Source organism: Domibacillus enclensis, assembly GCF_900156125.1.
Taxonomy (GTDB): domain Bacteria; phylum Bacillota; class Bacilli; order Bacillales; family Domibacillaceae; genus Domibacillus; species Domibacillus enclensis.
Map to the genome: position 1 here is coordinate 474,302 of NZ_FTLX01000002.1, position 24,834 is coordinate 499,135.

General features: G+C 46.7%; 26 protein-coding genes. 25 read left to right on the plus strand and 1 reads right to left on the minus strand.

Features of this window, described 5'->3' with window-relative positions; translation table 11 throughout:
* The first annotated feature begins 97 nt into the window (after positions 1–97).
* The 8 genes from flaG (at position 98) to prfB (ending at position 8,735) form a co-directional block, all read left to right on the plus strand.
* Positions 98–472 (plus strand): flagellar protein FlaG, encoded by a 375-nt coding sequence (flaG, locus tag BW952_RS06105; protein WP_045849718.1) that lies wholly within the window; start codon positions 98–100, stop codon positions 470–472.
* Between the two features lie 16 nt (positions 473–488).
* Positions 489–2,342: a flagellar filament capping protein FliD gene (gene fliD / locus BW952_RS06110; protein WP_045849719.1), complete on the plus strand. Its 1,854-nt coding sequence runs from the start codon at positions 489–491 to the stop codon at positions 2,340–2,342.
* Between the two features lie 22 nt (positions 2,343–2,364).
* On the plus strand, positions 2,365–2,769 hold the full coding sequence (gene fliS, locus BW952_RS06115; RefSeq protein ID WP_045849720.1) for a flagellar export chaperone FliS: 405 nt from the start codon (positions 2,365–2,367) through the stop codon (positions 2,767–2,769).
* A complete protein-coding gene (fliT, locus tag BW952_RS06120; protein ID WP_045849721.1) occupies positions 2,769–3,113 on the plus strand; it encodes a flagellar protein FliT in 345 nt (114 codons plus the stop codon). The genes fliS and fliT overlap by 1 nt, the downstream gene beginning before the upstream one ends.
* A 147-nt stretch (positions 3,114–3,260) precedes the next feature.
* Positions 3,261–3,812, plus strand: a complete 552-nt coding sequence (gene hpf / locus BW952_RS06125; RefSeq protein ID WP_045849722.1) for a ribosome hibernation-promoting factor, HPF/YfiA family — start codon at positions 3,261–3,263, stop codon at positions 3,810–3,812.
* Between the two features lie 103 nt (positions 3,813–3,915).
* Entirely contained in the window at positions 3,916–4,965 is a 1,050-nt protein-coding gene (locus tag BW952_RS06130) for an SEC-C metal-binding domain-containing protein (protein WP_045849723.1), read from the plus strand.
* Between the two features lie 96 nt (positions 4,966–5,061).
* Entirely contained in the window at positions 5,062–7,572 is a 2,511-nt protein-coding gene (gene secA, locus BW952_RS06135) for a preprotein translocase subunit SecA (protein ID WP_045849724.1), read from the plus strand.
* Positions 7,573–7,636: 64 nt separating this feature from the next.
* Positions 7,637–8,735, plus strand: a protein-coding gene (prfB, locus tag BW952_RS06140; RefSeq protein WP_139325422.1) for a peptide chain release factor 2 whose coding sequence is annotated in 2 segments (ribosomal slippage) — positions 7,637–7,708 and positions 7,710–8,735 — 1,098 coding nt in all. Because the reading frame shifts where the segments join, the coding sequence is not laid out codon by codon here.
* A 36-nt stretch (positions 8,736–8,771) separates the two neighbouring features.
* Here the strand turns inward: prfB and BW952_RS06145 are convergent.
* On the minus strand, positions 8,772–9,746 hold the full coding sequence (locus BW952_RS06145; RefSeq protein WP_052698376.1) for a M23 family metallopeptidase: 975 nt from the start codon (positions 9,744–9,746) through the stop codon (positions 8,772–8,774).
* A gap of 136 nt (positions 9,747–9,882) precedes the next feature.
* Between BW952_RS06145 and BW952_RS06150 the strand changes: the two genes are divergently transcribed.
* The 17 genes from BW952_RS06150 to BW952_RS06230 all read left to right on the plus strand — a co-directional run bounded on the left by BW952_RS06150 (position 9,883) and on the right by BW952_RS06230 (position 24,548).
* Complete coding sequence (locus tag BW952_RS06150; RefSeq protein ID WP_045849725.1) at positions 9,883–10,089, plus strand: DUF1657 domain-containing protein; 207 nt, start codon at positions 9,883–9,885, stop codon at positions 10,087–10,089.
* Positions 10,090–10,101: 12 nt separating this feature from the next.
* Positions 10,102–10,581: a stage V sporulation protein AC gene (spoVAC, locus tag BW952_RS06155; RefSeq protein ID WP_045849726.1), complete on the plus strand. Its 480-nt coding sequence runs from the start codon at positions 10,102–10,104 to the stop codon at positions 10,579–10,581.
* Complete coding sequence (gene spoVAD / locus BW952_RS06160; protein WP_045849727.1) at positions 10,581–11,600, plus strand: stage V sporulation protein AD; 1,020 nt, start codon at positions 10,581–10,583, stop codon at positions 11,598–11,600. The genes spoVAC and spoVAD overlap by 1 nt, the downstream gene beginning before the upstream one ends.
* A complete protein-coding gene (locus BW952_RS06165; RefSeq protein WP_045849728.1) occupies positions 11,597–11,803 on the plus strand; it encodes a DUF1657 domain-containing protein in 207 nt (68 codons plus the stop codon). The genes spoVAD and BW952_RS06165 overlap by 4 nt, the downstream gene beginning before the upstream one ends.
* Before the next feature lie 11 nt (positions 11,804–11,814).
* Positions 11,815–12,684, plus strand: coding sequence for a DUF421 domain-containing protein (locus tag BW952_RS06170; protein WP_169714085.1), 870 nt, complete (start codon positions 11,815–11,817; stop codon positions 12,682–12,684).
* 147 nt (positions 12,685–12,831) lie between these two features.
* The gene (gene cccB, locus BW952_RS06175; RefSeq protein WP_045849730.1) at positions 12,832–13,206 is read left to right on the plus strand and encodes a cytochrome c551; all 375 of its coding nucleotides are present in this window, start codon (positions 12,832–12,834) and stop codon (positions 13,204–13,206) included.
* Between the two features lie 590 nt (positions 13,207–13,796).
* A complete protein-coding gene (locus tag BW952_RS06180) occupies positions 13,797–15,272 on the plus strand; it encodes a spore germination protein (protein WP_045850812.1) in 1,476 nt (491 codons plus the stop codon).
* A complete protein-coding gene (locus BW952_RS06185) occupies positions 15,269–16,354 on the plus strand; it encodes a GerAB/ArcD/ProY family transporter (protein ID WP_045850813.1) in 1,086 nt (361 codons plus the stop codon). The genes BW952_RS06180 and BW952_RS06185 overlap by 4 nt, the downstream gene beginning before the upstream one ends.
* Positions 16,351–17,442 carry a Ger(x)C family spore germination protein gene (locus tag BW952_RS06190; RefSeq protein ID WP_052698441.1) on the plus strand — a complete coding sequence of 364 codons (1,092 nt, stop codon included), beginning with the start codon at positions 16,351–16,353 and terminating at the stop codon, positions 17,440–17,442. The genes BW952_RS06185 and BW952_RS06190 overlap by 4 nt, the downstream gene beginning before the upstream one ends.
* A 173-nt stretch (positions 17,443–17,615) precedes the next feature.
* Entirely contained in the window at positions 17,616–18,302 is a 687-nt protein-coding gene (ftsE, locus tag BW952_RS06195) for a cell division ATP-binding protein FtsE (RefSeq protein ID WP_045850814.1), read from the plus strand.
* Positions 18,292–19,176, plus strand: a complete 885-nt coding sequence (gene ftsX, locus BW952_RS06200) for a permease-like cell division protein FtsX (protein ID WP_045850815.1) — start codon at positions 18,292–18,294, stop codon at positions 19,174–19,176. Before ftsE ends, ftsX begins: the two co-directional genes overlap by 11 nt.
* A 36-nt stretch (positions 19,177–19,212) precedes the next feature.
* Complete coding sequence (locus BW952_RS06205) at positions 19,213–20,577, plus strand: murein hydrolase activator EnvC family protein (RefSeq protein WP_082084603.1); 1,365 nt, start codon at positions 19,213–19,215, stop codon at positions 20,575–20,577.
* A gap of 119 nt (positions 20,578–20,696) precedes the next feature.
* Complete coding sequence (locus tag BW952_RS06210) at positions 20,697–20,804, plus strand: YjcZ family sporulation protein (RefSeq protein WP_076496225.1); 108 nt, start codon at positions 20,697–20,699, stop codon at positions 20,802–20,804.
* Positions 20,805–20,937: 133 nt separating this feature from the next.
* Positions 20,938–21,507, plus strand: coding sequence for a hypothetical protein (locus tag BW952_RS06215; protein WP_139325423.1), 570 nt, complete (start codon positions 20,938–20,940; stop codon positions 21,505–21,507).
* Positions 21,504–22,043 carry a redoxin domain-containing protein gene (locus tag BW952_RS06220; protein WP_045850818.1) on the plus strand — a complete coding sequence of 180 codons (540 nt, stop codon included), beginning with the start codon at positions 21,504–21,506 and terminating at the stop codon, positions 22,041–22,043. Before BW952_RS06215 ends, BW952_RS06220 begins: the two co-directional genes overlap by 4 nt.
* An 89-nt stretch (positions 22,044–22,132) precedes the next feature.
* Entirely contained in the window at positions 22,133–23,263 is a 1,131-nt protein-coding gene (locus BW952_RS06225; RefSeq protein WP_045850819.1) for a trans-sulfuration enzyme family protein, read from the plus strand.
* Between the two features lie 91 nt (positions 23,264–23,354).
* On the plus strand, positions 23,355–24,548 hold the full coding sequence (locus tag BW952_RS06230; protein ID WP_045850820.1) for a PDZ domain-containing protein: 1,194 nt from the start codon (positions 23,355–23,357) through the stop codon (positions 24,546–24,548).
* Positions 24,549–24,834 lie beyond the last annotated feature (286 nt).

Below are 24,834 nucleotides of genomic sequence, written 5' to 3' on the forward strand. Positions count from 1 at the left end.
TTTGTAAAATCAGATGAATTGTCCAGAATTTGCTTAACAAACGAGAAAATAAACCGATATAAAGAAAAGAAAAAAGGTGCATCGAGGAGGCAAGACGATGATTGAACGTGTAGGTGGGAGCGTTGCAAATACAATTGAGAAATCAATACAGCTAAAGGAAGTACAGGAGTTATCAAAAGCTGAAAAAGAAAAAAATGTGGGTTCTGAACAGGAAGTTCAAAATTTGCAAGAAGAAATGTATGCAATAAAAGAAGAAGACATGCAGCGATTTGTTGAAGATGTCAATGAAGTTCTTATTCCATCAAAGAGACACGTTCAATTTGAATACCACGATGATTTGAAAGAATATTATGTAGTCGTTGTAGACGATGAATCCAAAGAAGTTATACGGGAAGTACCGTCTAAGAAATTAATGGATATGTATGCAGCTATGAACGAATTTATTGGGCTTTTATTCGATAAAAAAGCGTAACCGGGAGGACATTATTATGGTAATGCGAGTAGGCGGAATGGCAAGCGGAATGGATATTGAGGCAATTGTAAACGATATGATGAAAGCTCAACGCTTACCACTTGATAAAATAAAACAAAGCAAACAAATTGTTGAATGGCAGCGTGATCAGTATAGAGAAATGAATATTCTTTTGAATGATTTTAAAAATTTAACATCGATAACTGGTATGCTCCAGACATCAAAATATCGGGCAAGTTCAGTGTCATCTTCTAATGAAGCTCTGGCAACCGCCACAGCATCAACTTCAGCTTCACAAGGATCTTATTCAATATCAGACGTGACGAGTTTGGCGAAAGCAGAAACGTGGGTGTCGTCAGGGTCATTGAAAAAAGCCGGTGAATCTAACTTTGATACATCTAAATCACTAAAAGATCTTGAAAGCTCATTTGATGGAACATGGACTTGGAGTGATGGAAAGGTGGGTTCTGCTGTGCTCAGTGGGGAGGGAGACAATGATCTTCAACTGGAAGTAACGCCTAATTCCATCCAATCTAGCGAATATAACAAAATGTCCGTTAAAGTAAATGGAACAGCATATCAGTTAGTCAGCGGGGCATTGGATCCAGCTCAAAATCAAGCCTCTATCGATGCGAATGGAAAAATTACCTTTAGCAAAACAGTAGTTTCTGGTGCATCAGTAGAAATTAACTATATTGCCAAGGGCACAGCCGATGATAAATACGTGGATTTTGCTATCACAACTAAAGGGTCTTCTCAGGATGTTACTGAAAAGTTCCTTGTTCAGTCCACGGAAACATTCAATCAGCTTATTTCGAAAGTTAATAAATCGGATGCAGGCGTTTCTATGTTCTTCGATACGGCAACAAACCAGTTGTCAGTGATGCAAAAAGAAACTGGTGATTTTAATTCTGGAAACAACATTACAATTTCAAATGGAAATTATGATCAAGATGCAGACGGCATAAGCGAGGCGTCAAATAACTTTGTAACTTCTGCATTGAAGCTAGATACAAGTGGTACACCTGCAGTATTAGGCGAGAATTCCGTATTTAAAATCAATGGTTTAGATACAAATCGATCTACCAATACATTTGAAATAAATGGTGTGACAGTTACCTTAAAACAAGCAGGTACTGGAGGGACCGCGACGCTTTCTGTCAATCGAGACACGGATGCAATTTTCAATAATATTAAAGATTTTGTTGAAAAGTATAACGCAATGATTGCTTCCATTCAATCTAAGCTATCTGAAGAACGGCATCGATCTTACACGCCTTTAACAGATGAACAAAAAGAGCAATTAAGTGAAAAGCAACAGGAACAATGGGAAATAAAAGCGAAAAGCGGCTTATTGAGACGAGATTCGGTTTTGTCCAGCCTTTTGTCATCAATGCGGCTTAGTTTTTCACAAACTGTTACAAACAGTGAGACCAATTCTGACTATAATCAAATTTCAGAAATTGGGATTAAAACTACCAAAGATTATTTAGCTGGCGGGAAGCTTGAAATTAACGAATCAGAATTAAAAAAAGCGATTGCAGATAATCCGGAAGCCGTTGAAGCTTTGTTCATTGGAGGGGCGAGTACATCACCTGTCAGTGAGCAAGGAATTATTCGTCGGTTATCCGATACAGTAATAAAATCTTTTAATCAATTGAAGGATAAAGCAGGGATAGCGGGTTCTACTAATCAACAATTCACATTGGGGCGTCAGCTTTCTGATTTTGACAATCGAATAAATAGCTTCGAAGACCGTCTGACGCAAGTGGAAGACCGCTATTGGCGCCAGTTTACCGCGATGGAGAAAGCGATTCAGCAAGCAAATTCTCAGTCCTCTTACTTGATGCAACAATTTAGCTCGTTCTAATGAAAAAAGGAGTGTCTTTATTTTGGCTATGAATAATCCACAGCAAGCATATGCTAACAACTCAGTCAACACTGCGTCCCCTGGTGAATTAACACTAATGCTTTATAACGGATGTATTAAGTTTATCCGTTATGCAGAGAAAGCAATGATTGAAAATAATATTGAACAAAAAAATCTGCATGTCCAAAAAGCGCAGGCAATTATTCGTGAGTTGAGCATTACGCTTAAAGCGGACACCGATCTTGGCAAAAACATGCTGGCTCTTTATGAGTTTATGCATGAGCGCCTGGTGGAAGCGAACATTAAAAATGATCCGGCGATTTTAAAAGAAGTGGAAGAGTTTGTGACGGAATTCCGTGATACGTGGAAGCAGGTCATTCAAGAAAACCGCCGCATCCAGCAAGTGGGCGCCGGCGGCCGGGTGTAATGACGCCCGTTCATGACTGTCACAAAATGACGAAGCGGCTACTCGATTTGCTTGAGGCAGCCGCGCAGGATCGTGACAGTCAAATTGAAGAGGTAGAAGAGCTTTTAGATCAGCGCGAGACGATTTTGCCTTCGATTCAGCCTCCATTTACCGCAGAAGAAAAGCAGCTTGGAAGCGAAATTAATTTAATGAATCAGGAAATTGAAGCGCGCCTTCAGCAATTAAGCCGCTCGGTTCAAATGGATCTGCGTGAAGTGAACGTGAAAAAGCAATCAATGGGCAAGTACTCGAATCCGTATGAGGCGTTGCAGCCGGATGGTGTGTTTTACGATAAACGAAATTAATGAGATCCGGTGCTGAATAAGCCCGGTTCTTTTTATACAAAAAATAATTTGAAAATTCGACAAATTTTTTTAAGGATTAAGAAGGATTATGAAGGGTATGTAAAGAATATTAAGAGTATAGCAATTAGTTGAAGGAGGAGTTCTAGCATGATGAACTATAACATTCGTGGTGAAAATATTGAAGTGACTCCGGCAATCCGTGAGCACGTAGAAAAGAAAATCAGCAAGCTGGAGCGTTATTTCACCGAAACTCCTAATGCGAATGTGCATGTCAATTTAAAAACGTACAATAATACAAATGCAAAAGTGGAAGTAACCATTCCAATGAAAAATCTTGTTCTTCGCGCAGAAGAGCGCAACCCGGATTTGTATGCAGCTGTTGATTTGATTACGGATAAATTGGAGCGCCAAATCCGCAAGCATAAAACAAAAGTGAACCGCAAGTTCCGTGAAAAAGGCGAGCCGCAGGATTATTTCGCGGTGCAGGCTGAAAATGGAGCAGCGGAAGAAGAAAATGATGATATGCAAGTAGTCCGCACAAAGCAATTTGATCTGAAGCCAATGGATTCAGAAGAAGCCGTTCTTCAAATGAACCTTCTTGGACACAGCTTCTTTATTTACACAGATGCGGAAACCAACGGCACGAACATCGTGTATAAACGAAGCGATGGCAAGTACGGACTGATTGAAACAAACTAACGAAAACATACAAGAAGCCCTGCGTCTTTCGGGGGCTTCTTTTTTGTGTTCACAATTCGTGGTATGATAGAGAGCGTGATTTTGCACGAGGAGGAAACAATCAATGTCAATTGGACGAAACGACCCATGCCTGTGCGGCAGCGGGAAAAAATATAAAAAGTGCTGTGGAAAAACAGAAGGAGCGGCGATTGTGCAGGTGCTCGTCGAAGAAACGAGTGAAATGCAGCGGGAACTCATCGATTATGCGATGGAAAACCATTCGGCCATGCTGAAAAAAGAATTTCAGCCGCTGCTTCAGTCAAATGAAACGCTTCGGCAAAATGAACAGGTGTTTTTAGTGACGTTTGAAATCTGGGCGATTTTAACGCGGACAATCAAAGAGAATGAAACGATTTTAACAAAGTTTGTGAAAAAGCGCGTCCCCACTATCCCGCGCCAGCGCACAGCGGAAATCATCTCATCCTGGCTTGATTACCGCTTTATAGCGGGTGTCATTGAAGCCTGTGACGGTCCGGTTTATCAGGTCCGGGATATTCTAACAAATGAAACACACTCGATTCGTGCGCTGCGGAGTGTTGATTTAGTCGGCGCGTTTGTGACGGGGGCTTTATTGCCTCACGAAGGAGATCATACCTTCTTCATGACCGATTTTCATTTTGAAGCAGCACATGCGGAAGCCATGACGAAAGCGGTTCAAGCGAAATTCGAGGAGTCACCGTTTGATGACTCACAGGCGTTTTACACGCAAGACTTTGTAGGTGTGATGAACACGTTGTTTGAGGTGTATGAACAGGATCATTCAGCAGTTGATTTAACAACACTGACATGGGAAAAGGATGCCCATCGCGAGACGGCAGAACACATTGAATCATCCTTCCAAAACGAACAGCTGGGCCAGCCGGTTACACAAATGGCTGTACTGCTCTGGAATTACTACTGCGTGAAGGAAGATCCAGCGGTCCGGAAGCCGGAAGTCTTTACGGCCGCTTTAATCGGACTGCTGCAGGCGCACGGATTAGTGGAACAAAAAGAATCCAAAGCAGCCATTGCCGGCCGCTATGCCATTTCTGCTTCTACACTTTCAAAGCGGCAAAAAGAGATGGAGGCTGTTCTGGAGGAAAAGCTTCAGGCAGCAGTGAACAGCCAAAAATAAAACCGTATGAGTGTACGCGCATCCTTAGACATGGTACTATTAAATAGGAAAAATGCGAAGGTTTCGCCCTGTTGAACCTGAAAAGGAGCGTTTTAAATGGGTTTATTAAATAAAGTATTTGATGCAAATAAAAAAGAAGTTAAAAAGCTTGAGAAAATGGCAGAAAAAGTGGAAGCGCTGGCTGACGAAACGGCAGCGCTCTCTGATCTGGCCCTAAAAGCAAAAACAGAAGAGTTCAAAGAGCGGTATCAAAAAGGCGAATCCCTGGATAAGCTCCTGACGGAAGCATTTGCGGTTGTCCGTGAAGCAGCAAAACGGGTGCTCGGTCTTTATCCGTACCGTGTTCAGCTTATGGGGGGGATCGCCCTTCATGAAGGCAATATCTCCGAGATGAAAACCGGTGAAGGGAAAACGCTGACGGCGACAATGCCGGTTTATTTAAATGCGATTTCCGGCAAAGGGGTTCATGTCATCACAGTCAACGAATACTTGGCGTCGCGTGATGCAGAAGAGATGGGCCGCCTTTACGAATTTCTTGGCCTGACAGTGGGCTTGAACTTAAACAGCCTGTCGAAGGAACAGAAAAAAGAAGCGTACGAAGCTGATATTACGTACGGAACAAACAACGAATTCGGCTTTGACTATTTGCGCGATAACATGGTCGTTTACAAGGAGCATAAAGTTCAGCGCCCGCTTCATTATGCCGTTATCGATGAAGTCGATTCCATCCTGGTGGATGAAGCGCGGACACCGCTTATCATCTCTGGCCAGGCCGCAAAGTCCACACAGCTGTACATTCATGCGTTTGCTTTTGTACGTACGCTCAAGGAAGACGAAGACTTCACTGTTGATATTAAAACGAAAAGCGTTTTGTTAACAGAAGAAGGGATGACGAAAGCGGAAAAAGCATTCGGCATTGAGAATTTATTCGATTTAAAACACGTCGGCTTGAATCATCACATTACACAGGCGCTAAAAGCCCGTGTCACGATGCACCGTGACGTTGATTATGTTGTGCAGGACGGCGAAGTCGTGATTGTCGACCAGTTTACCGGCCGTTTAATGAAAGGACGCCGTTACTCGGATGGGCTTCACCAGGCCATTGAGGCAAAAGAAGGCGTCAACATTCAAAATGAAAGCATGACAATGGCGACCATCACCTTCCAGAACTTCTTCCGTATGTATGAAAAGCTTTCCGGTATGACCGGAACGGCGAAAACGGAAGAAGAAGAGTTCCGCAATATTTACAACATGCGCGTGATTGCGATTCCGACAAACCGTCCTGTTGCCCGTGATGACCGTGCGGATTTGATTTACGCGACGATGAACGGCAAATTTATGGCGGTTGTGGAAGACATTTATGAGCGCTACCAGAAAAAGCAGCCCGTTTTAGTCGGCACCGTTGCGATTGAAACATCCGAGCTCATTTCTGCCCACTTAAAGAAAAAAGGCGTTCCGCATAACGTATTGAATGCGAAAAACCATGAAAGTGAAGCGGAAATCATTTTAAATGCCGGTCAGCCTGGCGTTGTGACGATTGCCACGAACATGGCCGGACGCGGAACGGATATTAAGCTTGGCGAGGGCGTAAAGGAACTCGGCGGCTTAGCGGTTATCGGGACCGAGCGCCACGAGTCACGCCGGATTGATAATCAGCTTCGCGGACGTTCTGGACGCCAGGGCGACCCGGGTGTCACACAGTTTTACTTATCAATGGAAGATGAATTAATGCGCCGTTTTGGCTCGGACAATATGAAGTCGATGATGTCGAAGCTTGGCATGGACGACACGCAGCCGATTCAAAGCAAAATGGTGTCCCGTGCTGTGGAGTCTGCCCAGAAGCGGGTAGAAGGCAACAACTTTGACGCACGGAAACGTCTTCTTGAATATGATGATGTATTGCGCCAGCAGCGTGAAATTATTTATAAGCAGCGTGATGAAGTGCTTGAGTCAGAAAACTTGCGTGCGATTTTGGAAGACATGGTCATTAAAGCGATCGCAGCCACGATTGCGGCTCATGCAAATGATGATGAAGCCGGGGAGCCATTCAACGCAGAAGGCATTGCGGACGCGGTGAACGCCAATTTACTTGAGGAAAATGCGGTAACGGCTGACGAGCTGCGCGGCAAGGATCTTGATGGCATCAGCAGCATCATTACGGACAAAGTAATGGCCCGCTACAATGCGCGTGAAGAGCAGCTTGGCGCGGAACAAATGCGTGAATTTGAAAAGGTGGTCTTGCTTCGTGCGGTTGACTCGAAATGGATTAACCATATCGATGCCATGGACCAGCTGCGCCAGGGAATTCATTTGCGTGCTTACGGCCAGATTGATCCGCTTCGCGAGTATCAAAATGAAGGCTTTGCGATGTTTGAGCAAATGATTACAGCCATCAATGAAGAAGCATCCAAATATGTGATGAAAGCGGAAATCCGCAGCAACCTGGAGCGGCAGGAAGTCGCAAAGGGCCAGGCGGTAAATCCAAAAGAAGACGAAGGCGTCAAAAAGAAAAAACCGCTTCGCAAAGCGCCGGAAATCGGACGCAACGAGCTATGCCCGTGCGGCAGCGGCAAAAAATATAAAAACTGTCACGGTGCGGAGGAATAATACCTCGCCAGGACAACATGCAGGCACGTTCGACAAACTTTAAATTTAACCCGAGGTGGAACAGATGGAACTATTTGAAATTCGCAATACGCTAGACAATTCAGCCGAAAAATTGGCGGACTTCAGGGGGTCTCTTTGACTTAGAAAACAAAGAGGCACGAATGGCGGAGCTTGAAGACCGCATGCTTGACCCTGAGTTTTGGAACGATCAAAATAGCGCACAAACGGTTATCAACGAATCAAATGCGCTAAAAGAGATGGTTAATGAATACAAAGACCTTGTCGAAACACAAGAAAACCTTGAGATGACGCATGAATTGCTAAAAGAAGAAAACGATGAAGATTTGCATGTGGAACTTATTGAGGAAATGAAACAATTCAGTGCGCGGCTTGAGCAGTATGAGCTTCAAATGCTTCTTAGTGAGCAGCACGATAAAAATAATGCGATCCTTGAGCTGCATCCTGGCGCAGGCGGCACGGAGTCCCAGGACTGGGCGTCATTGCTGCTTCGGATGTACACGCGCTGGGCGGAAAAACGCGGCTTTAAAGTGGAAACGATCGATTATCTGCCAGGCGACGAAGCCGGTGTGAAAAGCGTGACGCTTTTGATCAAGGGACATAATGCATACGGCTATTTAAAAGCGGAAAAAGGCGTTCACCGTCTTGTCCGGATTTCACCATTTGATTCATCAGGCCGCCGCCACACGTCTTTCGTATCGTGTGAAGTGATGCCCGAATTCAATGAGGAAATTGAAATTGATATCCGCACGGAAGATTTAAAAGTGGATACGTACCGTGCAAGCGGCGCCGGCGGGCAGCACATCAATACGACCGATTCAGCTGTTCGGATTACCCATATTCCGACAGGAGTCGTCGTGACCTGCCAGACCGAGCGTTCACAGATTAAAAACCGTGAGCATGCGATGAAAATGCTTAAAGGGAAATTGTATCAGCGCCGCCTGGAGGAGCAGGAAGCCGAGCTTCTTGAAATCCGCGGCGAACAAAAGGAAATCGGCTGGGGAAGCCAGATTCGTTCATACGTGTTCCATCCATACTCCATGGTGAAGGATCATCGGACAAACGAAGAAACGGGGAATATCCAGGCCGTTATGGATGGCGACATCAGTGCGTTTATCAACGCCTACCTCCGATCACGTCTATAAGCAAAAAAAAGCTGTCTCAGCCGAGGCAGCTTTTTTTTATTTCTTTTGCCGGTCTGTCTGCTCCCAGTGAGAAAGCGATGGATACGGGTCAAATGCCCATTCGGTCCGGCCGTTGTATTTATACATACCGTAATGAAGATGAGGCGGAAACAAGCCGGATGTTCCTTGCTTTCCATAGCCGGAGCTGCCGACGTAGCCGAGGACAGTTCCAGGCTTTACAATCATGCCTTCCTTCATGTTTTCAGCGAAGCCGGACAGGTGAGCATAGTAATGATACACGTTTTGTGCATCCCGCAGCCCGATTCGCCAGCCACCGTATTCATTCCAACCTTTCACCTCGATGATGCCGTATGTGGTAGCCTGCACCGGGACACCATAAGAGGCAAACAAATCAGTTCCTTCATGAATACGCCGTCCGCCCCAGCCGCGATTGTCTCCCCACGTGCTCCGGTAGCTATAATCGTGCCCGAGCGGCAGTGGAAACGAGTGATCATCAAGCTGAATCGTATCGAAGTGCTCATAAAGAGCGGCAATGGTCAAAATCTGATTGACCGTTTCATCTTTTTTGTAATAGCTTTTTAACGATTTTTTGATGTCCTTTTCGCTGTAGCCATTTTTCGTCAGCACGTGCGCCATTGTCGCAAAGATATCATCTGGATCATTTGGATCGGCTTTTCCGTCGGCGTTGCCATCCGCTCCTTTTCCGCCAAAAAAAGAAAGAAGGGCTGGTGAGGTGTTTTCTTTGACCGGGTTTAGCTTTCCGGACCAGAACGAGCGTGAAAAGTGGATAGCAGCGGGGCCGTCTTTATCCGGAATATCATCTCGAACCGCCTGGATATTGCGTTCATATTGATCAACGGCGGCCATGTAATACCATGGAATCAGCATGGTTTTTTCCACTTTTTCGTAAAATGCCATTCGTTCTGTTAGCCGTTCCTCTGCGGAAGCAGGCAGGGCAAAAAAGGAATAAAACACAAAGCCTGCCCCGATCAGCCATCTCCGAGTTGCCATTCATACCCCTCCGTTCGTTTACGAAAAGTAGTGTACCCATCCTGCCCGTAAAATGGCCTGTTACTTATTGGTTGAATAAACAGCCCTTTTTTTTGCCACGCTATCACTGTTCAGATGAAAAAGGAGGAAGATCACAATGACCGTAATAAATGATGTAAAAACAACAATGGCCGGCCTTAAAACGGTGCAGGCAAGCTTTGAAACCTTTTCGCTCAGCACCGATAATCAGCAGGCGAAAACACTCTATGAAGAGGCGGCAAAGCAAACGCAAGGAATCATTGATCAATTCGGACCGCGCATTGAGCAAATGATGCAGGAAGAGCCGCAATACCGGCAATCGTAAAGGGGAAGTATCATGGCGGATAATGAAAAAAAGATGCTGACGCCGGTCCAGCAGGAATACCAGGCGCTGCAAAAGCAGGTTGAAGTAAAGCGGCCGGTGCTTCGAAACTGTGTGAATGCATTTCTGGTGGGCGGCTTGATTTGTGCGATTGGCCAGGCCGTTCAATACTTTTTTATTTTCTTTTTTGATTTCACCGAGCAGACGGCGGGCAATCCGACAGCCGGTACGATGATTTTTATTGCGATGATTTTAACGGGTGCGGGCGTTTATGATCGGATTGCCCAGTTTGCGGGAGCAGGCTCCGCTGTTCCGCTCACGGGCTTTGGCAATGCGGTGATTTCCGCTGCGATTGAGCACCGGACGGAAGGCTTCGTGCTCGGTGTTGGCGGAAACATGTTTAAGCTGGCCGGCTCGGTGATTTTGTTCGGTGTGTTTTCCGCGTTTATTGTAGCGACGATTAAAACACTGTTAACACAATGGGGTGGGCTGTAATGCTGAAGGGTCATCAAACGTGGGAATTCGACCGGAAGCCTGTTATTCTCGCAACAGGTACGGTTGGCGGTCCTTTTGAAGCAAACGGAGAGCTTGCGGAGGACTTTGACTTGCTGCACGAGGATTTATGGATCGGGCAGGAATCGTATGAAAAAGCGCACAGGCTCCTGTTTGAAGAAGCCTGTCAAAAAGCGATGGAAAAAGGCGGTCTCCGAAAGGAACAGGTTCAGTTTATATTAGGAGGGGATCTCATTAATCAGATCACGCCGACGAGCCTGGCCTGCCGGACGCTTGGTGCCCCCTACATCGGACTGTTCGGGGCCTGCTCCACCTCGATGGAGGGCCTTGCGCTCGGAGCGATGATTATGAATGGCCGAGGGGCGGATTATCTTTTAACCGGTGCATCGAGTCACAACGCTGCTGTGGAAAAGCAGTTTCGTTATCCGACTGAATATGGCGGCCAAAAGCCGCCCACCTCGCAATGGACCGTGACCGGAGCGGGCGCCGCTTTATTGGCGGGAGAAGGCGATGGACCGCGAGTCACATCGGCGACGATTGGGCGGGTCATCGATATGGGGCTGTCTGATCCGTTTAATATGGGCGGGGCGATGGCACCGGCTGCGGTTGAAACGATCGAATCCCATTTAAGAGACCGGGGAATTGATGCTTCTTATTACGACTTGATTGTCACGGGCGATTTAGGAGAAATCGGACATACAGTGTCCCTTCGACTGTTTGAAAAGCACGGTACGCCGATTCAGGAAAATCAGTATAAGGACTGCGGAATGATGATTTACAGGAAGGGCCAGCCTGTGTTCTCGGGGGCGAGCGGCCCTGGCTGCTCGGCGGTCGTCGTATACGGGCACTTGCTGAACCGGATGAAAAGGGGCGAGTTGAAGCGGCTGCTTGTCGTTGCGACAGGCGCCCTCCTGTCCCCGCTAACATATCAGCAGGGAGAGTCTATTCCGTGTATTGCCCATGCCGTGTCCATTGAAATGGTGAAGGAGAGGGGATCATGACCGTTGCAGCAGAGGTGAAACAGTGTTTAGCGAGCTTGAAAAACATCGAAGCCGGTCTTTCGACGATGGCGCTTCTTGCGCAGGATGATGAGTCCAGGCAAACTCTTCACGAAGCGATGATGACAGTAAGTGATACTGTTGAAGATGTGAAAAGCAGAGTCGGGGAGCTTGAACGGCAGGAGGCGGAGTACAAAGGATTTTAAAAGGCCAGGAGGTGGGTGCCGTGCCAGAATGGGTGGAAGTCGGTCTGCGCGGGCTGCTGTTTTTACTAGTGTTGTTTGTTATGACCAAGCTTCTCGGGAAAAAGCAGCTGTCACAGCTGTCTTTTTTTGAATACGTAACAGGCATTACCGTCGGAAGTATCGGGGCGGAGGTCGTCACAGGTCTTGACCGGAATATTTTCCACGGAATCGTCGGTGTCGTTGTGTTTACATTCGTCCCTTTTCTCGTCGGACTTCTATCAATGAAAAGCAAGAAGTTCCGTACACTTGTCGAAGGAAAAGGGGTTGTCTTCATTAAAAACGGCAAGGTTATGGAAGAAAACCTGAAAAAGGAACGGTATTCAACAGATGAGCTGCTCGAGCTGCTGCGTCAAAAGGATGTGTTTCAAGTAGCGGACGTGGAGTTTGCGGTGCTGGAGGCGTCAGGTGATTTAAGCGTTCTCTTAAAAAAGGAAAACCAGCCGATTACATTAAATATGCTCGGAATAAAGGTCCCGCCTGTGAAGGAGCCGCAAACCGTTATTATGGATGGGAAAATTCTCGATGAACCATTGGCCACGATCAATTTAAACCGCGGCTGGCTGATGGGGGAAATCGATAAGCTGGGGCTGACCGTTGATAACATTTTTCTGGCGCAGGTGGATTCCTCCGGGCAGCTGACGGTGGATGTGTTTGATGACAAGCTGGATGTTCCGCCTCCACAGGAGAAGGAAATGCTTTTAGCGTCGCTGAAAAAGTGCCAGGCCGATTTGGAATCCTTTGCGCTCGCGACGGAAGCAGCAGACGCGAAGGCCATGTACTCGTTACATAGCGAACGTCTGCAGCAGGTCCTGAAAAAGCTCGATCCCCTGTTAAAAGGGTGAGGGGGCGTTTTCTTTTCAGGCGGCAAGGGAATGAAAAAGGTAGAAGTCAATCTTGCCTTTTTCGTCACGTATGACCGTCTACGCAAATGGGTATGTTTGGTATACTAACAAAGGAGTTAAAACCAGTTCATGAGGGGGACATGTAAAATGGAATGGAAAAAATCAGTGTTGGCACTTATACTTGGCTCGTCCGTTGCGCTTGCAGCGTGCGGAGGCGGAGAAGAGGATGCGGCGGTTGAGGAAACAGAGCCACAGACCGAAACAGAAGCGCCGGCAACAGATGAGGGTGCAGAAGAAACAACTGCTTCCGCTGGCGAAGAAGTATATAAGCAGAGCTGCTTAAGCTGTCATGGCGGCAATCTGGAAGGCGGATTCGGACCGGCACTTGACACAATTGGATCAAAAATGAGCGAGGAAGACATTTTAAGCGTCATTGAAAACGGACAAGGGCAAATGCCGCCGAACGTTGTAGAAGGCGAAGACGCACAGGCCGTTGCAGCCTGGCTGTCAGAAAAAAAATAAGAAACCTAAAGAAGAACCGGCCCTGTGCCGGTTCTTTTCCTGTTCAAAAAAGAATGTGTTAATGAAAAGCAGGGGACGTTCTCTCTTTTTCAAAGTTACTGTGCTTGCGCGAACATAGTCGGGGCGGCTTCTACAGGACTGCGCGTTCGGAGGGGCGGGCGGTGAGCTAACTTTTGTCGCTACGCTCCAAAAGTGGATCTCACCTGACCCGCTTGATCCCTCCCGAGTCTTCGTCCTGCGCCAGCCGCCCTGGTGGGGAGGAAGAGCAGATTGCAAAATTAAAAATGGAAATGGTTCTGAGTGGAAAGAAAGCGATGAGAACCTCCTGATTTCCATCATATAGGAAAAGCGGGATTCCTTCTCGATGTCACATGTTTTCAAGAATAGCCGGCAGCCCGGAGCCCCTGAATGTTCTTTTTGAGAAAAACAGCCTATTCCTTGCTAAGAAAAAGGAAACAATCTCGAAAAAACATCTGGTTCCTCTTGACCAGTTTTTTTCAACACTATGAGAACCGGTCCACTGCCGGTTCTTTTTTGTGCATAAAAAGGCTGTTTTTTCCGCACCCTACTAAAAAAAGGGGGAAAAGACGATGTCCTGGCGGAAACGAGAGGCTCCAGGCCCTTTCTCTGAGCATCCAGCGGAGAACGCCGATCAGTTTACACATTTATTCAGCCAGTCAAGTGATCTGAAAAATCGACCCTTTACATTCGGAAAGACATCGGGTGTTCTCGTTTATATTGAAACACTCGTTGATGCGACCCGTGTGGAAGAGCACATATTGCGTCCGCTGTCCGTCCATTCTTATAAAGAGCCGTCTGATGCGTTAACCGTTCTGGAATTCACAGAAGCGCAGAATCATGATAAAGCAGCTCAAGCCTTGCTTCAAGGAAAGGTATTGGTGTTTTTCGAGGGCGACCGGACGTGCCGCGTATGCGGTTCCGAGAAAGTGGCGCTGCGGGCGATTACCGAACCGATGAACGAAAAGGTCGTCCGGGGCGCTCACGACGGTTTTGTCGAAAATTTAAGTACAAACATATACTTGCTTCGGCGGCGTGTGGAGACAAAGGAGCTGGTAATCGAATACACGATAGAAGGAAAAAAATCAAATACAAAGATGGCGATTGCGTACCAGAAAGACATCGCAGACCCGGAGCTGGTGAAGGAAATGAAGCGGCGTATTTCGTGTATCGACCTTGATATGGCTTTTAGCCCCGGATATGTGGAGGAGATGGTGGAGGATTCATCGTTATCTCCTTTTCCTCAACTGCTGAATACAGAGCGGCCGGACCGGGCAGTGGCAAATTTGCTGGAGGGGCGTATTTTGCTTTTTGGCGATGGGAGTCCAACGTGTCTCATTTTGCCGGTCACGTTTTTTTCTTTTTATCAGTCGCCGGATGATTATAACAGCCGGTCCATTGCCGGCTCCTTTTATCGGCTGCTTCGTCTGTTTGCCTTTATGATCGCGGTGGCGCTGCCTGCTTTGTACATTGCGGTTGTGAGCTTTCACCTTGAAGTAGTGCCGGGCGGACTCGTTCTTCAAATGAAAGGGTCGATTGAAGAGCTTCCATACCCGCCGCTTTTAGAAGCACTCTTTATGGAGCTGACGATTGAGCTGATTCGGGAAGCCGGTATCCGCCTTCCGACACCAATCGGCCAAACCATTGGGATTGTAGGCGGGCTGGTCATTGGAGATGCGGTTGTAAGTGCGGGACTCGTTTCGAATATTACGATTATTGTAGTCGCGTTAACGGCTGTTGCCTCCTTTGTTGTGCCTTCTAGTGAAATGAATACATCACTGCGCCTGCTTCGGTTTCCGCTCATGGTTGCCACATCGATTTTCGGATTTTACGGCCTTGTCTTTGGCTTCATGATCTTGTTTATCCACTTGTGCAAGCTAGAATCTCTAGGCAAGCCCTATTTCTCGCCGGCAGCGCCGTTGCGGGTGGCCGATTTGAAGGATACACTCATCCGCCGGTCTGTATGGCGACAAAATACCCGTCCTGTAGACGTTTCTGCCCAGGAAAACGTAAAGGAAAATGATTCGCGGGAGTGGGCAGACAAATGAAAACACGCATGATTGAACCGCATCAGCTGTTTTTCATAATTGTTCAAACGCAAATCGGCATTGGCATCCTGTCTCTGCCTTTTGTCGTTCATGAAATAGCCGGGAAGGACGGCTGGCTGTCTATATTACTCGCAGGCCTTTTCGTTCAAATCGGAACGCTTGTCATGGTCGCGCTTGCTGCCCGCTTCCCGGATAAAACGCTGTATGATTACATGCCGATTGTGATTGGAAAATGGCTAAGCCGTTTGATGATTGTTTTGTTTACTCTTTTCTTTTTTTTCACGTCTATTCAGGTTTTATCCAATTTTTTAATCTTTACGTCTATTTGGGTGTTCCCGAGGACACCTCCGCTTGTCTTTGCCGTTATAACCGCGGGCATTACGGTCTATCTTATCCGTGAAAACATACAGGTTATTGCCCGTTTTTATGTACTCGCTTCCTTTTTGCTTGTCGGTATTTTAATGGTGTTTGTGTTTATGGTGCAATATTTGAACTGGTACAATATCCTGCCGGTTGGATCAGAGGGTGCAAAAGCGATCTTGAAAGGGTCCGGGCAGGCGTTATTTTCTCTGTCAGGGTTTGAGTTTTTGCTGTGGCTGTTTCCGTTAACGAAGGCGCCTGTTAAAACAAAATGGAAGATAGCGGCGGGTGCAAGTCTTTTTTCAACCATTATATACACAGCGCTTGCTCTGTTCTCGTATGCGTTTTTTAGTGACGAAGAGCTGAAAATTGTCCCTGAGCCGGTTATTTATATGGTGAAAGCCGTTGAGCTAACCATTATTGAACGGATTGATCTCGTCTTTTTGTCGTTATGGGCCGTGTTCGCTATCACTTCTTTTATGAGCTATTTATATATGGCTGCATCTGGAGCAGCTATTTTGGTGAAAGCATCCAATCACAGGTCCTCGGTTTATACACTGGCTGTGCTATCGATTCCAGCAGCATTGCTGATCAAAAGCCCTCTTGATTTGGACGCCTACGGAGGAAAAATCAATCTGGCGTCACCGGTGTTTTTATTCGCCATTCCTTTTGTCATCTGGGTCGTAGCCCTGCTTCGAAAGAAAAAGGAGGAAACAAGTTGAAAGGATTACTGCTTATGCTGCCCTTGCTGCTTTTAACAGCTGGGTGTTGGGATGAACGCCAGCTGAAGGATGCCCATTTAACATTTGCGACGGGCGTTGATGTTCCGAAAGAGGGGAAAGTGGACGTAACGATGGCGTTTCCAGAAGCGGGTACGGAAATGACGCCTGCGACAACAAAGCAGGTTTTAACAGGATCCGGTCACACGTTCAGACAAAGTGCAGCTTCAGTCGATAAAAAAATTGGCGGCGGGCTGGACATGTCGAAGCTTCGCGTGCTGATGATCGGCTCAGAAACCGCCAAACAGGATATTTATCCCTTGTTAGATGCATTGTACAGAAATCCGTCCAGTCCATTAAATGCCAAAGTGGTGGTTACGGAAGGAGAAGCATCCTCTTACTTTCAGCATGAAATTAAGGGAGAAGAACTGTTCAGCCGTTATTACAGGCAACTGATTGAAAGCGGAGAAGACCGCTCTATTATTCCGTTGACTAATTTGCAGCTGGTCTGTTCTCCGTTATTTGATAAAGGAACAGATGCAATGCTCCCCATCATTGCGTATGAAGAAAACGATCAGTCGGCTAAAATAAAAGGAACCGCCCTGTTTCATGACCGGAAGATGACAGGTGAAATTTCGGCCAATGAAACATCTGCTCTTTTAATGATGATGAATAAAAAACAAAAAGAACTGAGCTTCACACTGCCGGCAGGGGAACAAGACCATATGACCGTTGAAGTTAAAAAAGTAAAAACAAAACTGAAGGTCGATGTAGCAGCTGATCAAAAAGTGAAAACGGATATCGACATGAATGTGCAGATCAGTGTATTAGAATACCCGCCAGATAATTTAGATCAAGAGGAAAAAATAAAAACTCTTAATGAAACAACAGAAAAGGAGCTTGAGCGGCTGATGGGGCGGACGGTCCGTAAACTGCAGGAGGCCAATTGTGATGCGATGGGCATCGGCAGAAGAATCATTGCAAAAGATCCAGACCAATTCGAAAAGATGGATTGGTCGAATGCGTATCCAGAGTCTGACATAAACGTAAAAGTAAACGTCGAAATTATTGGCAATGGCATTATTTTGTAGCGTCCATTTATTGGACGTTCTTTTTTTTGTTGAATATTGTCGATTTTTGTTACGTGATGAAATGAATCTGTAACACATTCTTTTCATTGTGACAAAAGAAAGAGTGCTATAATGTTTTTTGGGCAGCGAATCAGGGTATAGAACCGCCCGAATTAACGAAACAAGGTGATTCAATGATCGAAATGAAGGACGTGACAAAAAAATACCCGAATGGAGTCACTGCACTCTCAGGGATTGACGTCACGATAAAGCAAGGGGAATTCGTTTATATTGTCGGTCCGAGCGGTGCCGGGAAGTCGACATTTATTAAATTAGTATACCGTGAAGAAAGACCATCAAGCGGTACGGTGGTGATAGGCGGTATTAATACAGCAACATTAAAGGCTCGGTCGATTCCGGCGCTTCGCCGAAAAGTGGGCGTCGTCTTCCAGGACTTTAAGCTTTTGCCGCTTCTAAATGTGTATGAAAATGTGGCGTTTGCGCTTGAAGTGATAGAGGAAGAGCCGGCTGTGATCCGAAAGCGCGTCATGGAAGTACTGGATTTAGTCGGTTTGAAGCATAAAGCCCGTATGCTGCCGACAGAATTATCCGGCGGTGAGCAGCAGCGGATCGCGATTGCCCGTTCAATTGTCAACAATCCGAAAGTCGTAATTGCGGATGAGCCGACAGGGAATCTGGACCCGGATACGTCATGGGATATTATGAAATTATTTGAAACGATCAATGAGCGCGGGACGACAATTGTGATGGCGACCCATAACAAGGACATCGTCAATACGATTCGCCGCCGCGTCATTGCGATCGAAAATGGGCGCATTGCCCGGGATGAACAGCGGGGTGATTACGGCTATGAAGCCTAGAACATTCCGTCGTCATTTTAGAGAAAGTTTTAAAAACCTGCGCCGCAACGGCTGGATGACATTTGCGGCTGTTTCAGCTGTCACGGTGACGTTGCTGCTGACCGGTATCTTCCTGGTCATCATGCTAAACCTGAATAAAATCGGAACTGACATTGAAAATGATGTCGAAGTCCGTGTTCACGTTAAACTTGATGCAACAGAAGCCGATAAAGAGCAGCTGAGAACCCAGATAGAAGGACTTCCGGAAGTGGAAAGCGTCGCGTATTCATCCAAGGAAGAGGAGCTGCAGAACATAATTAATGATATGGGCAGCGACTTTACCTTGTTTGAGCAAAGCAATCCGCTATATGATGTATTTATCGTGAAAACAGCGCGTCCACAGGATACACCGGACGCAGCGCGGAAAATTAAGCAATTTGAACAAACGGAAACAGCAGTCTTTGGAGAAGAAAAGGTTGAAAATTTATTCAGCTTTATGAAAACCGCACGAAACGTCGGCATTGTCCTCGTAGCAGGCCTTCTGTTTACCGCGATGTTCCTTATCTCCAATACAATTAAAATCACCATTTTTGCCCGTCGCAAAGAAATTGAGATTATGAAGCTCGTCGGCGCAACAAACTGGTTTATCCGCTGGCCGTTTTTGCTAGAAGGATTGTGGATTGGTCTGCTTGGCTCTATTATTCCAATTGCAGCTGTAGCCGTTGGATATTATTATGCGGAACAGGCGATTTCGGCCAAGCTGGCTGCTCATTTTATTGAGTTTCTCGGCTATATTCCGCTCGTCGTGCCAGTAACCGCACTTATGCTCGCCATTGCCGTATTTATCGGCATTTGGGGCAGCTTTATTTCAGTCAGACGCTTTTTGAATGTATAAAGAAAAAAACGTACAGGGATGAGAGGGGTCAATCAGTTGAAAAGACGTTCATTTACGGCGTTTGCAGTTGCAGCGTCACTCGGATTCAGCCTTGCAGGGGGGGCTTCTGCTGAGAGCTTATCAGATCTTCAAAAGCGTCAGCAGCAAATTGAATCACAGAAATCTGATATTCAAAACAGCATTACACAAAAAGAACAAACGATTACAGAGCTTCAAAAGGAGCAGGACAGCGTAACCGCCCAAATTCGTCAATTAGACAGCAAGATTACAGAGTCAGAATCAAAGATTCGGGCAAAGGAGCAAGAGATTGCCGATACAAAAGCAGAGATCGAGCGGCTTCGAGCAGAAATTGAAGAGTTGAAGATTCGCATTGCTGAGCGTACGGTTGTACTAGAAGACCGTGCCCGCTCGATTCAGCAAAGCGGCGGCTCGGCTAATTACATTGACGTCCTTTTAGGAGCGGAAAGCTTCAGCGATTTCGTCAACCGGGCAACAGCCGTTACGACGCTTGTCAATGCAGACAAGGATATTTTGCAGCAGCAGGAAAACGATAAAAAGCAGCTGGAAGAAAGCGAACGGAAAGTAAAAGAACAGCTTGCCAGTTTGGAAGAGATGCTGGCGGAGCTTGAAAAAATGAATGCGGAGCTTCAAAAGCAGCGGACAGAGAAAGACAATGTGATGAAGGGGCTCGTTGCAGATGAACACGAGGCTCATGATCATAAGCTGAACCTTGAAGAAGAACAAGAGCTGCTGGATTCACAGCAGGCGTCCATTCAAGCCGCTATTCAAGCCGAAAAAGAGCGCATCGCTGAACAAGAGCGTGCCGCAGCAGCTGCTGCAGCGGCTAAAAAGAAAGCGGAGCAAGAAGCTGCCGCAGCCGCAGCAGCAAAAGCAAAAGCGAAGGCTTCCGCATCAGCCGCATCAGCTTCTGTCCCACAAGCAGCCGCCTCAGAGCCAGAGCCTGAAGCGGAACCCGTTGTTCAGGCAGCACCTGCAGATTCGGGCGGCATGTTTATGCGACCGGCACAGGGAACGTTCACATCAGGTTATGGCCAGCGTTCGTTAGGGGATCATAAAGGTGTGGATATTGCTCAAGCCGGAAGCGGTGTACCGATTGTTGCAGCCGCAGACGGTGTTGTCAGCCGTTCGTATTATTCGGATACTTATGGAAATGCGATTTTGATTTCCCATTCGATTAACGGACAAGTATACACAACCGTTTACGCTCATCTGTCTGAGCGCCTGGTGAATGGCGGCAGTGTATCCAAGGGCCAGACGATTGGCTACATGGGGAACACAGGACGTTCATACGGCCAGCATTTGCATTTTGAAATTCATAAAGGTCCATGGACGGTTGGAAAAGAAAATGCGGTTGACCCCGCTCAATACATTAATTTTTAACAGGTGCCTGTCTCCTATTCGGAGACAGGTCCTTTTTTGCATAGATGGGTGCCGAGCCCGTTCAACTTTTTCCTCTGCGCATACGATGTAAGTGTAGTGGAGAAGGAGGTGGAATAAACATGGGTGAACATAAAGATAACGGATACGGAAGCGGCTTTGCTTTGGTAGTCGTGTTGTTTATTTTGCTTATTATTGTCGGTGCCGCGTATATTGGCTGGGGAAGCTAATTAAGGGGTGAGAGGCTGCGGAAAAGCAGCCTCTTTTTGCTGGGATTATCGGAGAATCGACACTTTTTCATACGGGTATATGTATATAATGAAGAGAGAATCATCGTATGCTATGATGGAAAGGATCGTGAAAATGGATATTGTTCAAATTGGGAATGTAACACTTCCTGCTGTACAGCCGGCAGCAGCGATTGCGCTGTTCGGCTCGTGGCTGTATGCCCGCATGAAGCTCGGAAAATCGTTTTCTGAGCACATAAGCAACGCATTTTTCCTGTTTATTGCTGTTTGGAAAGTAAGTGTTGTGTTGTTTCAATTGGAGCTGGTCATAGAAGCTCCGCTGTCGCTGCTTTATTTTAATGGAGGAACAAAGGGCTTTGTTCTCGGTCTTGCCGCTGCGCTTGCCTATATGTGGAGGAAAAAGATGTCCACTCATAAATCGCTGCTCGTTTGGGCCGTTGTGATGATCCTTTATCCGCTTGCCCTTGCTTTTTTAAGCAGTGAATGGACGTATTGGCACGCCGTTCAAGCGGCGGGAAGTCTTCTTTTTTTCTTTGTGGTGAAGGAAGGAATTGAGCGTGCGCTCGTGCTGCTGCTTTTCTGGCAGCTGCTGTTTTTCTCAGCAGAGGATCAGCTCATAAGCGTCACCGCCCTTGCATACATAATCGTAACAGCTTATTTGATCGTTTGGAGGAAGAAAACATGAACAAAAAATGGTTTGGTGTGCTTTTAATTGTGCTGCTGATCGGCATTGCCGGCTTTAATTTGTACAATGACCGCAAGGAAGTAACAGAAATTGATTCAACCGGCATTGCTGTTAGTGATGATCAAACGGGTATTGCCCTTGGCGACAGAGCGCCGGATTTCAAGCTGCAGACGATGGATGGTGAAGAGGTGAATCTTTCCGATTACAAAGGGAAAAAGGTGTTTTTAAATTTCTGGGCGACGTGGTGCCCGCCGTGTAAAGCAGAAATGCCTCATATGCAGGCGTTTTATGAGGAGCAGCCGGAGGACGTCGAGATACTGGCTGTGAATTTAGAAGAAAGCACAGAAAAAGCTGCTGACTTCGCCAAGCAGTACGAGTTAACCTTTCCCATTTTGATGGATGCGGACGGTACGGTTGCGGAGACATATGAAGTGTACACGATTCCGACTACGTATGTACTGAACGAAGATGGGACGGTTCATCAAAAAATTGTCGGGCCGATGGATGAGCCGATGATGCAGGAGTTAATCAAGTAATCAGCTCGATCCCCCTCTGAAGAAGGGGGATTTGTTTTTGTTCAATTTTCGGAATATAATGAACAGGTGAGTGAAAAGGAGTGGAAATGATGGATTCATTTAATACAAAAGCGGTGCACGGCGAGAAGGTGCCGGGCACGATAAAAAGCAAGATTACCCCCATTTATCAAACATCGGTTTTTACATTTGATAGCCTGGAAGACATGGAAGCACATTATAACGGCGACGGCTCTTATTTATATACGAGATGCGGCAATCCGAATTCAGATGAACTGGCGGCTGTTACCGCACGTCTTGAGGGAGCGCCTTCTGGTGTGGCAGCTTCAAGCGGACTGGGCGCTATTATGGCGGCCATTCTTGCGGTAGCGAAAAATGGCGATCACATCGTTGCAGCGCACGACGTGTACGGCGGGACCTTTTATATGCTGAAGGAAGAATTGGCACGAATGGGCATTCAAGCGTCATTTGTCGACTTTGAAGATCAGGCAGCGATTCAAGCGGCAATTCGTCCGGAAACGGTCATTTTGTACACGGAATCGATTGCCAATCCATTTTTGCGTGTGGAAGATTTGAACGCGATGTCTACTCTTGCGAAGAAAAACAATCTCGTGTTTATGGTAGACAATACATTCGCTACACCGTACCTTGTGAAGCCGTTTGAACTGGGCGCGGATCTTGTTGTCCATTCAGCGACAAAATACATCGGCGGCCATAGCGATGTATCAGCGGGTGTGGTTGTCGGCAAGGAAGAATACATAGCAGAAGCGCAAAAACGGGTGATCAATATCGGCTTGAATCTCAGCCCGTTTGAATCATGGCTTGCCTGCCGTGGAGCTAAAACGCTCGGGCTCCGCATGGAACGCCAGTCATCAAATGCAAAGAAAGTAGCAGACTGGCTGAGCACGCAGGAAAAGGTAAAGGAAGTCTTTTATCCAAAAGCGGTGTCGGAAAAAGGAAATGGCGCCATTGTCACTATTCACCTGGCGGATCAAGCGGATGAATCAGCTTTCTTCCGCTCACTTGGCTGGATTCAAATTGTGCCGTCCTTGGCAGGGGTTGAAACCTCCGTTTCGTGGCCATTCGGCACGTCTCACCGTTCCTTAACGGCAGAGGAAAAAGCAGCAGTCGGTGTCTCTGAAAAAACCGTTCGGATTTCAATTGGCATTGAGGAAGCAGAAGACATAATCGCCCAGCTTGAAGGAGCGTTAAACAAGGCTTGATGAAAAAGCGCCATAAGTCTGTTAACGATTGCACAGGCTTTCTGATACAATAGAGAGAAAGACTTTTGTGCAACGCTCTGGAGGGACTTTTATGGCTTTAGACTGGCTTATGCAGCTGTTGGCTGCTACAGGACGATTATTGCTTCATCCCATCTTTTATTTTTCGTTTATCCTTGCGTTTATCATCGGCATGTTCCGTGTCGCACGCGAACGCAAAGATTTTGATACACGCGTATATGATATCTATCAGGAAATACGGTTTATTTTGCCGTCCAGTCTGGCGGTCGGTGCCATTGTCTCCGTCACTGCACTGGGACTGGGGCTGGCGCTTCCAGCAGACTTACTGAGTTTTATAGCCGCTCTGTTTATCATTTTTAGCATGGGTGGATTTTTTCTGCTGTCGCCGGCCTGGACATTATCAGCCGCTTATATTATTTTCTTTTTTTCGGAGCAGCTTGGGTATGCCTTTATTTCATTCGAGCCGCTTCAGCTTCATCCCATTTTAACCATCCTGTCGGTATTAACGGCGCTTCTTATGATCGCGGAAGGAGTCCTTATACGCAAACGGGGCTACCAGGGGACATCGCCCCGTACAGAAGTCAGCAAGAGAGGGCAAAGGGCGGCAGTCCATCTGGCACGCCGTCTCTGGCTTGTCCCCGTTTTCTTGCCAGTGCCGGGAAGCCGCCCGCTCGAATCCTTTGCGGACTGGTGGCCGGTCTTGCCAATCGGGGCAGAGAATTATTACCTTGTGCTGTTTCCTTTTTTAATCGGCTTTTCCATGACGGTTCGCAGTACGCTGCCTGCACTTGCTGTTCAGTCAACCGGAAGAAGTGTGACGGGAGCAGGAATCGTGGCACTTCTGCTTGCCGCAGGGTCGTATTGGCTCTGGCCGCTGTCAGCGGTGTCCATCGCATTTGCCATTATGATCCGCATCGCCATTTCCCGCCGGCATTACAGCTACGAAAAACACCGTCCGTACTTTTTTACGACTCAATCAAAGGGCATCATGATTGTTGGTGTCCTGCCGGCTACACCTGCGCGGAAAATGGGTCTTGATATCGGAGAGGTGATTACAAAGGTGAATGATGTGCCGATCCAATCAGAGCCGGAATTTTATAAAGCCCTGCAGAAAAATGCGGCGTACTGCCGTCTCGAAGTGATTGGGAACAACGGCCAGCTCCGTTTTGTGCAAGGTTCTATTTATGAAAATGAACACCATGAGCTCGGTCTGCTGTTTGCACCGGAAGAAAAAGAGTACATGGATGATTCGGTTTTTACCGATTAATGAGTGAACGTAAACAGCAATAAAGAATTTTCAATAAAAGAACAAGCCGGACGATTTTGCGAAAACATCGCAGTCGTTCGGCTTTTCTTTTTGATCCGCAGCCTGGCTGTGTACAAGTTTGTATCCCGACAGGAGAGACGATCGCCGATAAAACGAGAATAACGCTGATATTCATCAGTTTATCGCTGATATCACTACCATATCGGCGTTCTACCCTTTATATCAGCGTTAACAAACAGTTACCGTTGATATGGTCGCAGAAAATCCTTCTTTTTTGAAAATTATT

Coding starts and splice junctions, on each gene's coding strand:
- BW952_RS06220 (WP_045850818.1), top strand. CDS start 21,504: ATGAACAAAAAATGGTTTGGTGTGCTTTTAATTGTGCTGCTGATCGGC.
- spoVAD (WP_045849727.1), top strand. CDS start 10,581: ATGCTGAAGGGTCATCAAACGTGGGAATTCGACCGGAAGCCTGTTATT.
- cccB (WP_045849730.1), top strand. CDS start 12,832: ATGGAATGGAAAAAATCAGTGTTGGCACTTATACTTGGCTCGTCCGTT.
- fliT (WP_045849721.1), top strand. CDS start 2,769: ATGACGCCCGTTCATGACTGTCACAAAATGACGAAGCGGCTACTCGAT.
- BW952_RS06165 (WP_045849728.1), top strand. CDS start 11,597: ATGACCGTTGCAGCAGAGGTGAAACAGTGTTTAGCGAGCTTGAAAAAC.
- BW952_RS06145 (WP_052698376.1), bottom strand. CDS start 9,746: ATGGCAACTCGGAGATGGCTGATCGGGGCAGGCTTTGTGTTTTATTCC.
- BW952_RS06180 (WP_045850812.1), top strand. CDS start 13,797: ATGTCCTGGCGGAAACGAGAGGCTCCAGGCCCTTTCTCTGAGCATCCA.
- hpf (WP_045849722.1), top strand. CDS start 3,261: ATGATGAACTATAACATTCGTGGTGAAAATATTGAAGTGACTCCGGCA.
- fliD (WP_045849719.1), top strand. CDS start 489: ATGGTAATGCGAGTAGGCGGAATGGCAAGCGGAATGGATATTGAGGCA.
- BW952_RS06210 (WP_076496225.1), top strand. CDS start 20,697: ATGGGTGAACATAAAGATAACGGATACGGAAGCGGCTTTGCTTTGGTA.
- ftsE (WP_045850814.1), top strand. CDS start 17,616: ATGATCGAAATGAAGGACGTGACAAAAAAATACCCGAATGGAGTCACT.
- BW952_RS06225 (WP_045850819.1), top strand. CDS start 22,133: ATGGATTCATTTAATACAAAAGCGGTGCACGGCGAGAAGGTGCCGGGC.
- BW952_RS06185 (WP_045850813.1), top strand. CDS start 15,269: ATGAAAACACGCATGATTGAACCGCATCAGCTGTTTTTCATAATTGTT.
- BW952_RS06215 (WP_139325423.1), top strand. CDS start 20,938: ATGGATATTGTTCAAATTGGGAATGTAACACTTCCTGCTGTACAGCCG.
- spoVAC (WP_045849726.1), top strand. CDS start 10,102: ATGGCGGATAATGAAAAAAAGATGCTGACGCCGGTCCAGCAGGAATAC.
- BW952_RS06150 (WP_045849725.1), top strand. CDS start 9,883: ATGACCGTAATAAATGATGTAAAAACAACAATGGCCGGCCTTAAAACG.
- secA (WP_045849724.1), top strand. CDS start 5,062: ATGGGTTTATTAAATAAAGTATTTGATGCAAATAAAAAAGAAGTTAAA.
- BW952_RS06130 (WP_045849723.1), top strand. CDS start 3,916: ATGTCAATTGGACGAAACGACCCATGCCTGTGCGGCAGCGGGAAAAAA.
- flaG (WP_045849718.1), top strand. CDS start 98: ATGATTGAACGTGTAGGTGGGAGCGTTGCAAATACAATTGAGAAATCA.
- ftsX (WP_045850815.1), top strand. CDS start 18,292: ATGAAGCCTAGAACATTCCGTCGTCATTTTAGAGAAAGTTTTAAAAAC.
- BW952_RS06230 (WP_045850820.1), top strand. CDS start 23,355: ATGGCTTTAGACTGGCTTATGCAGCTGTTGGCTGCTACAGGACGATTA.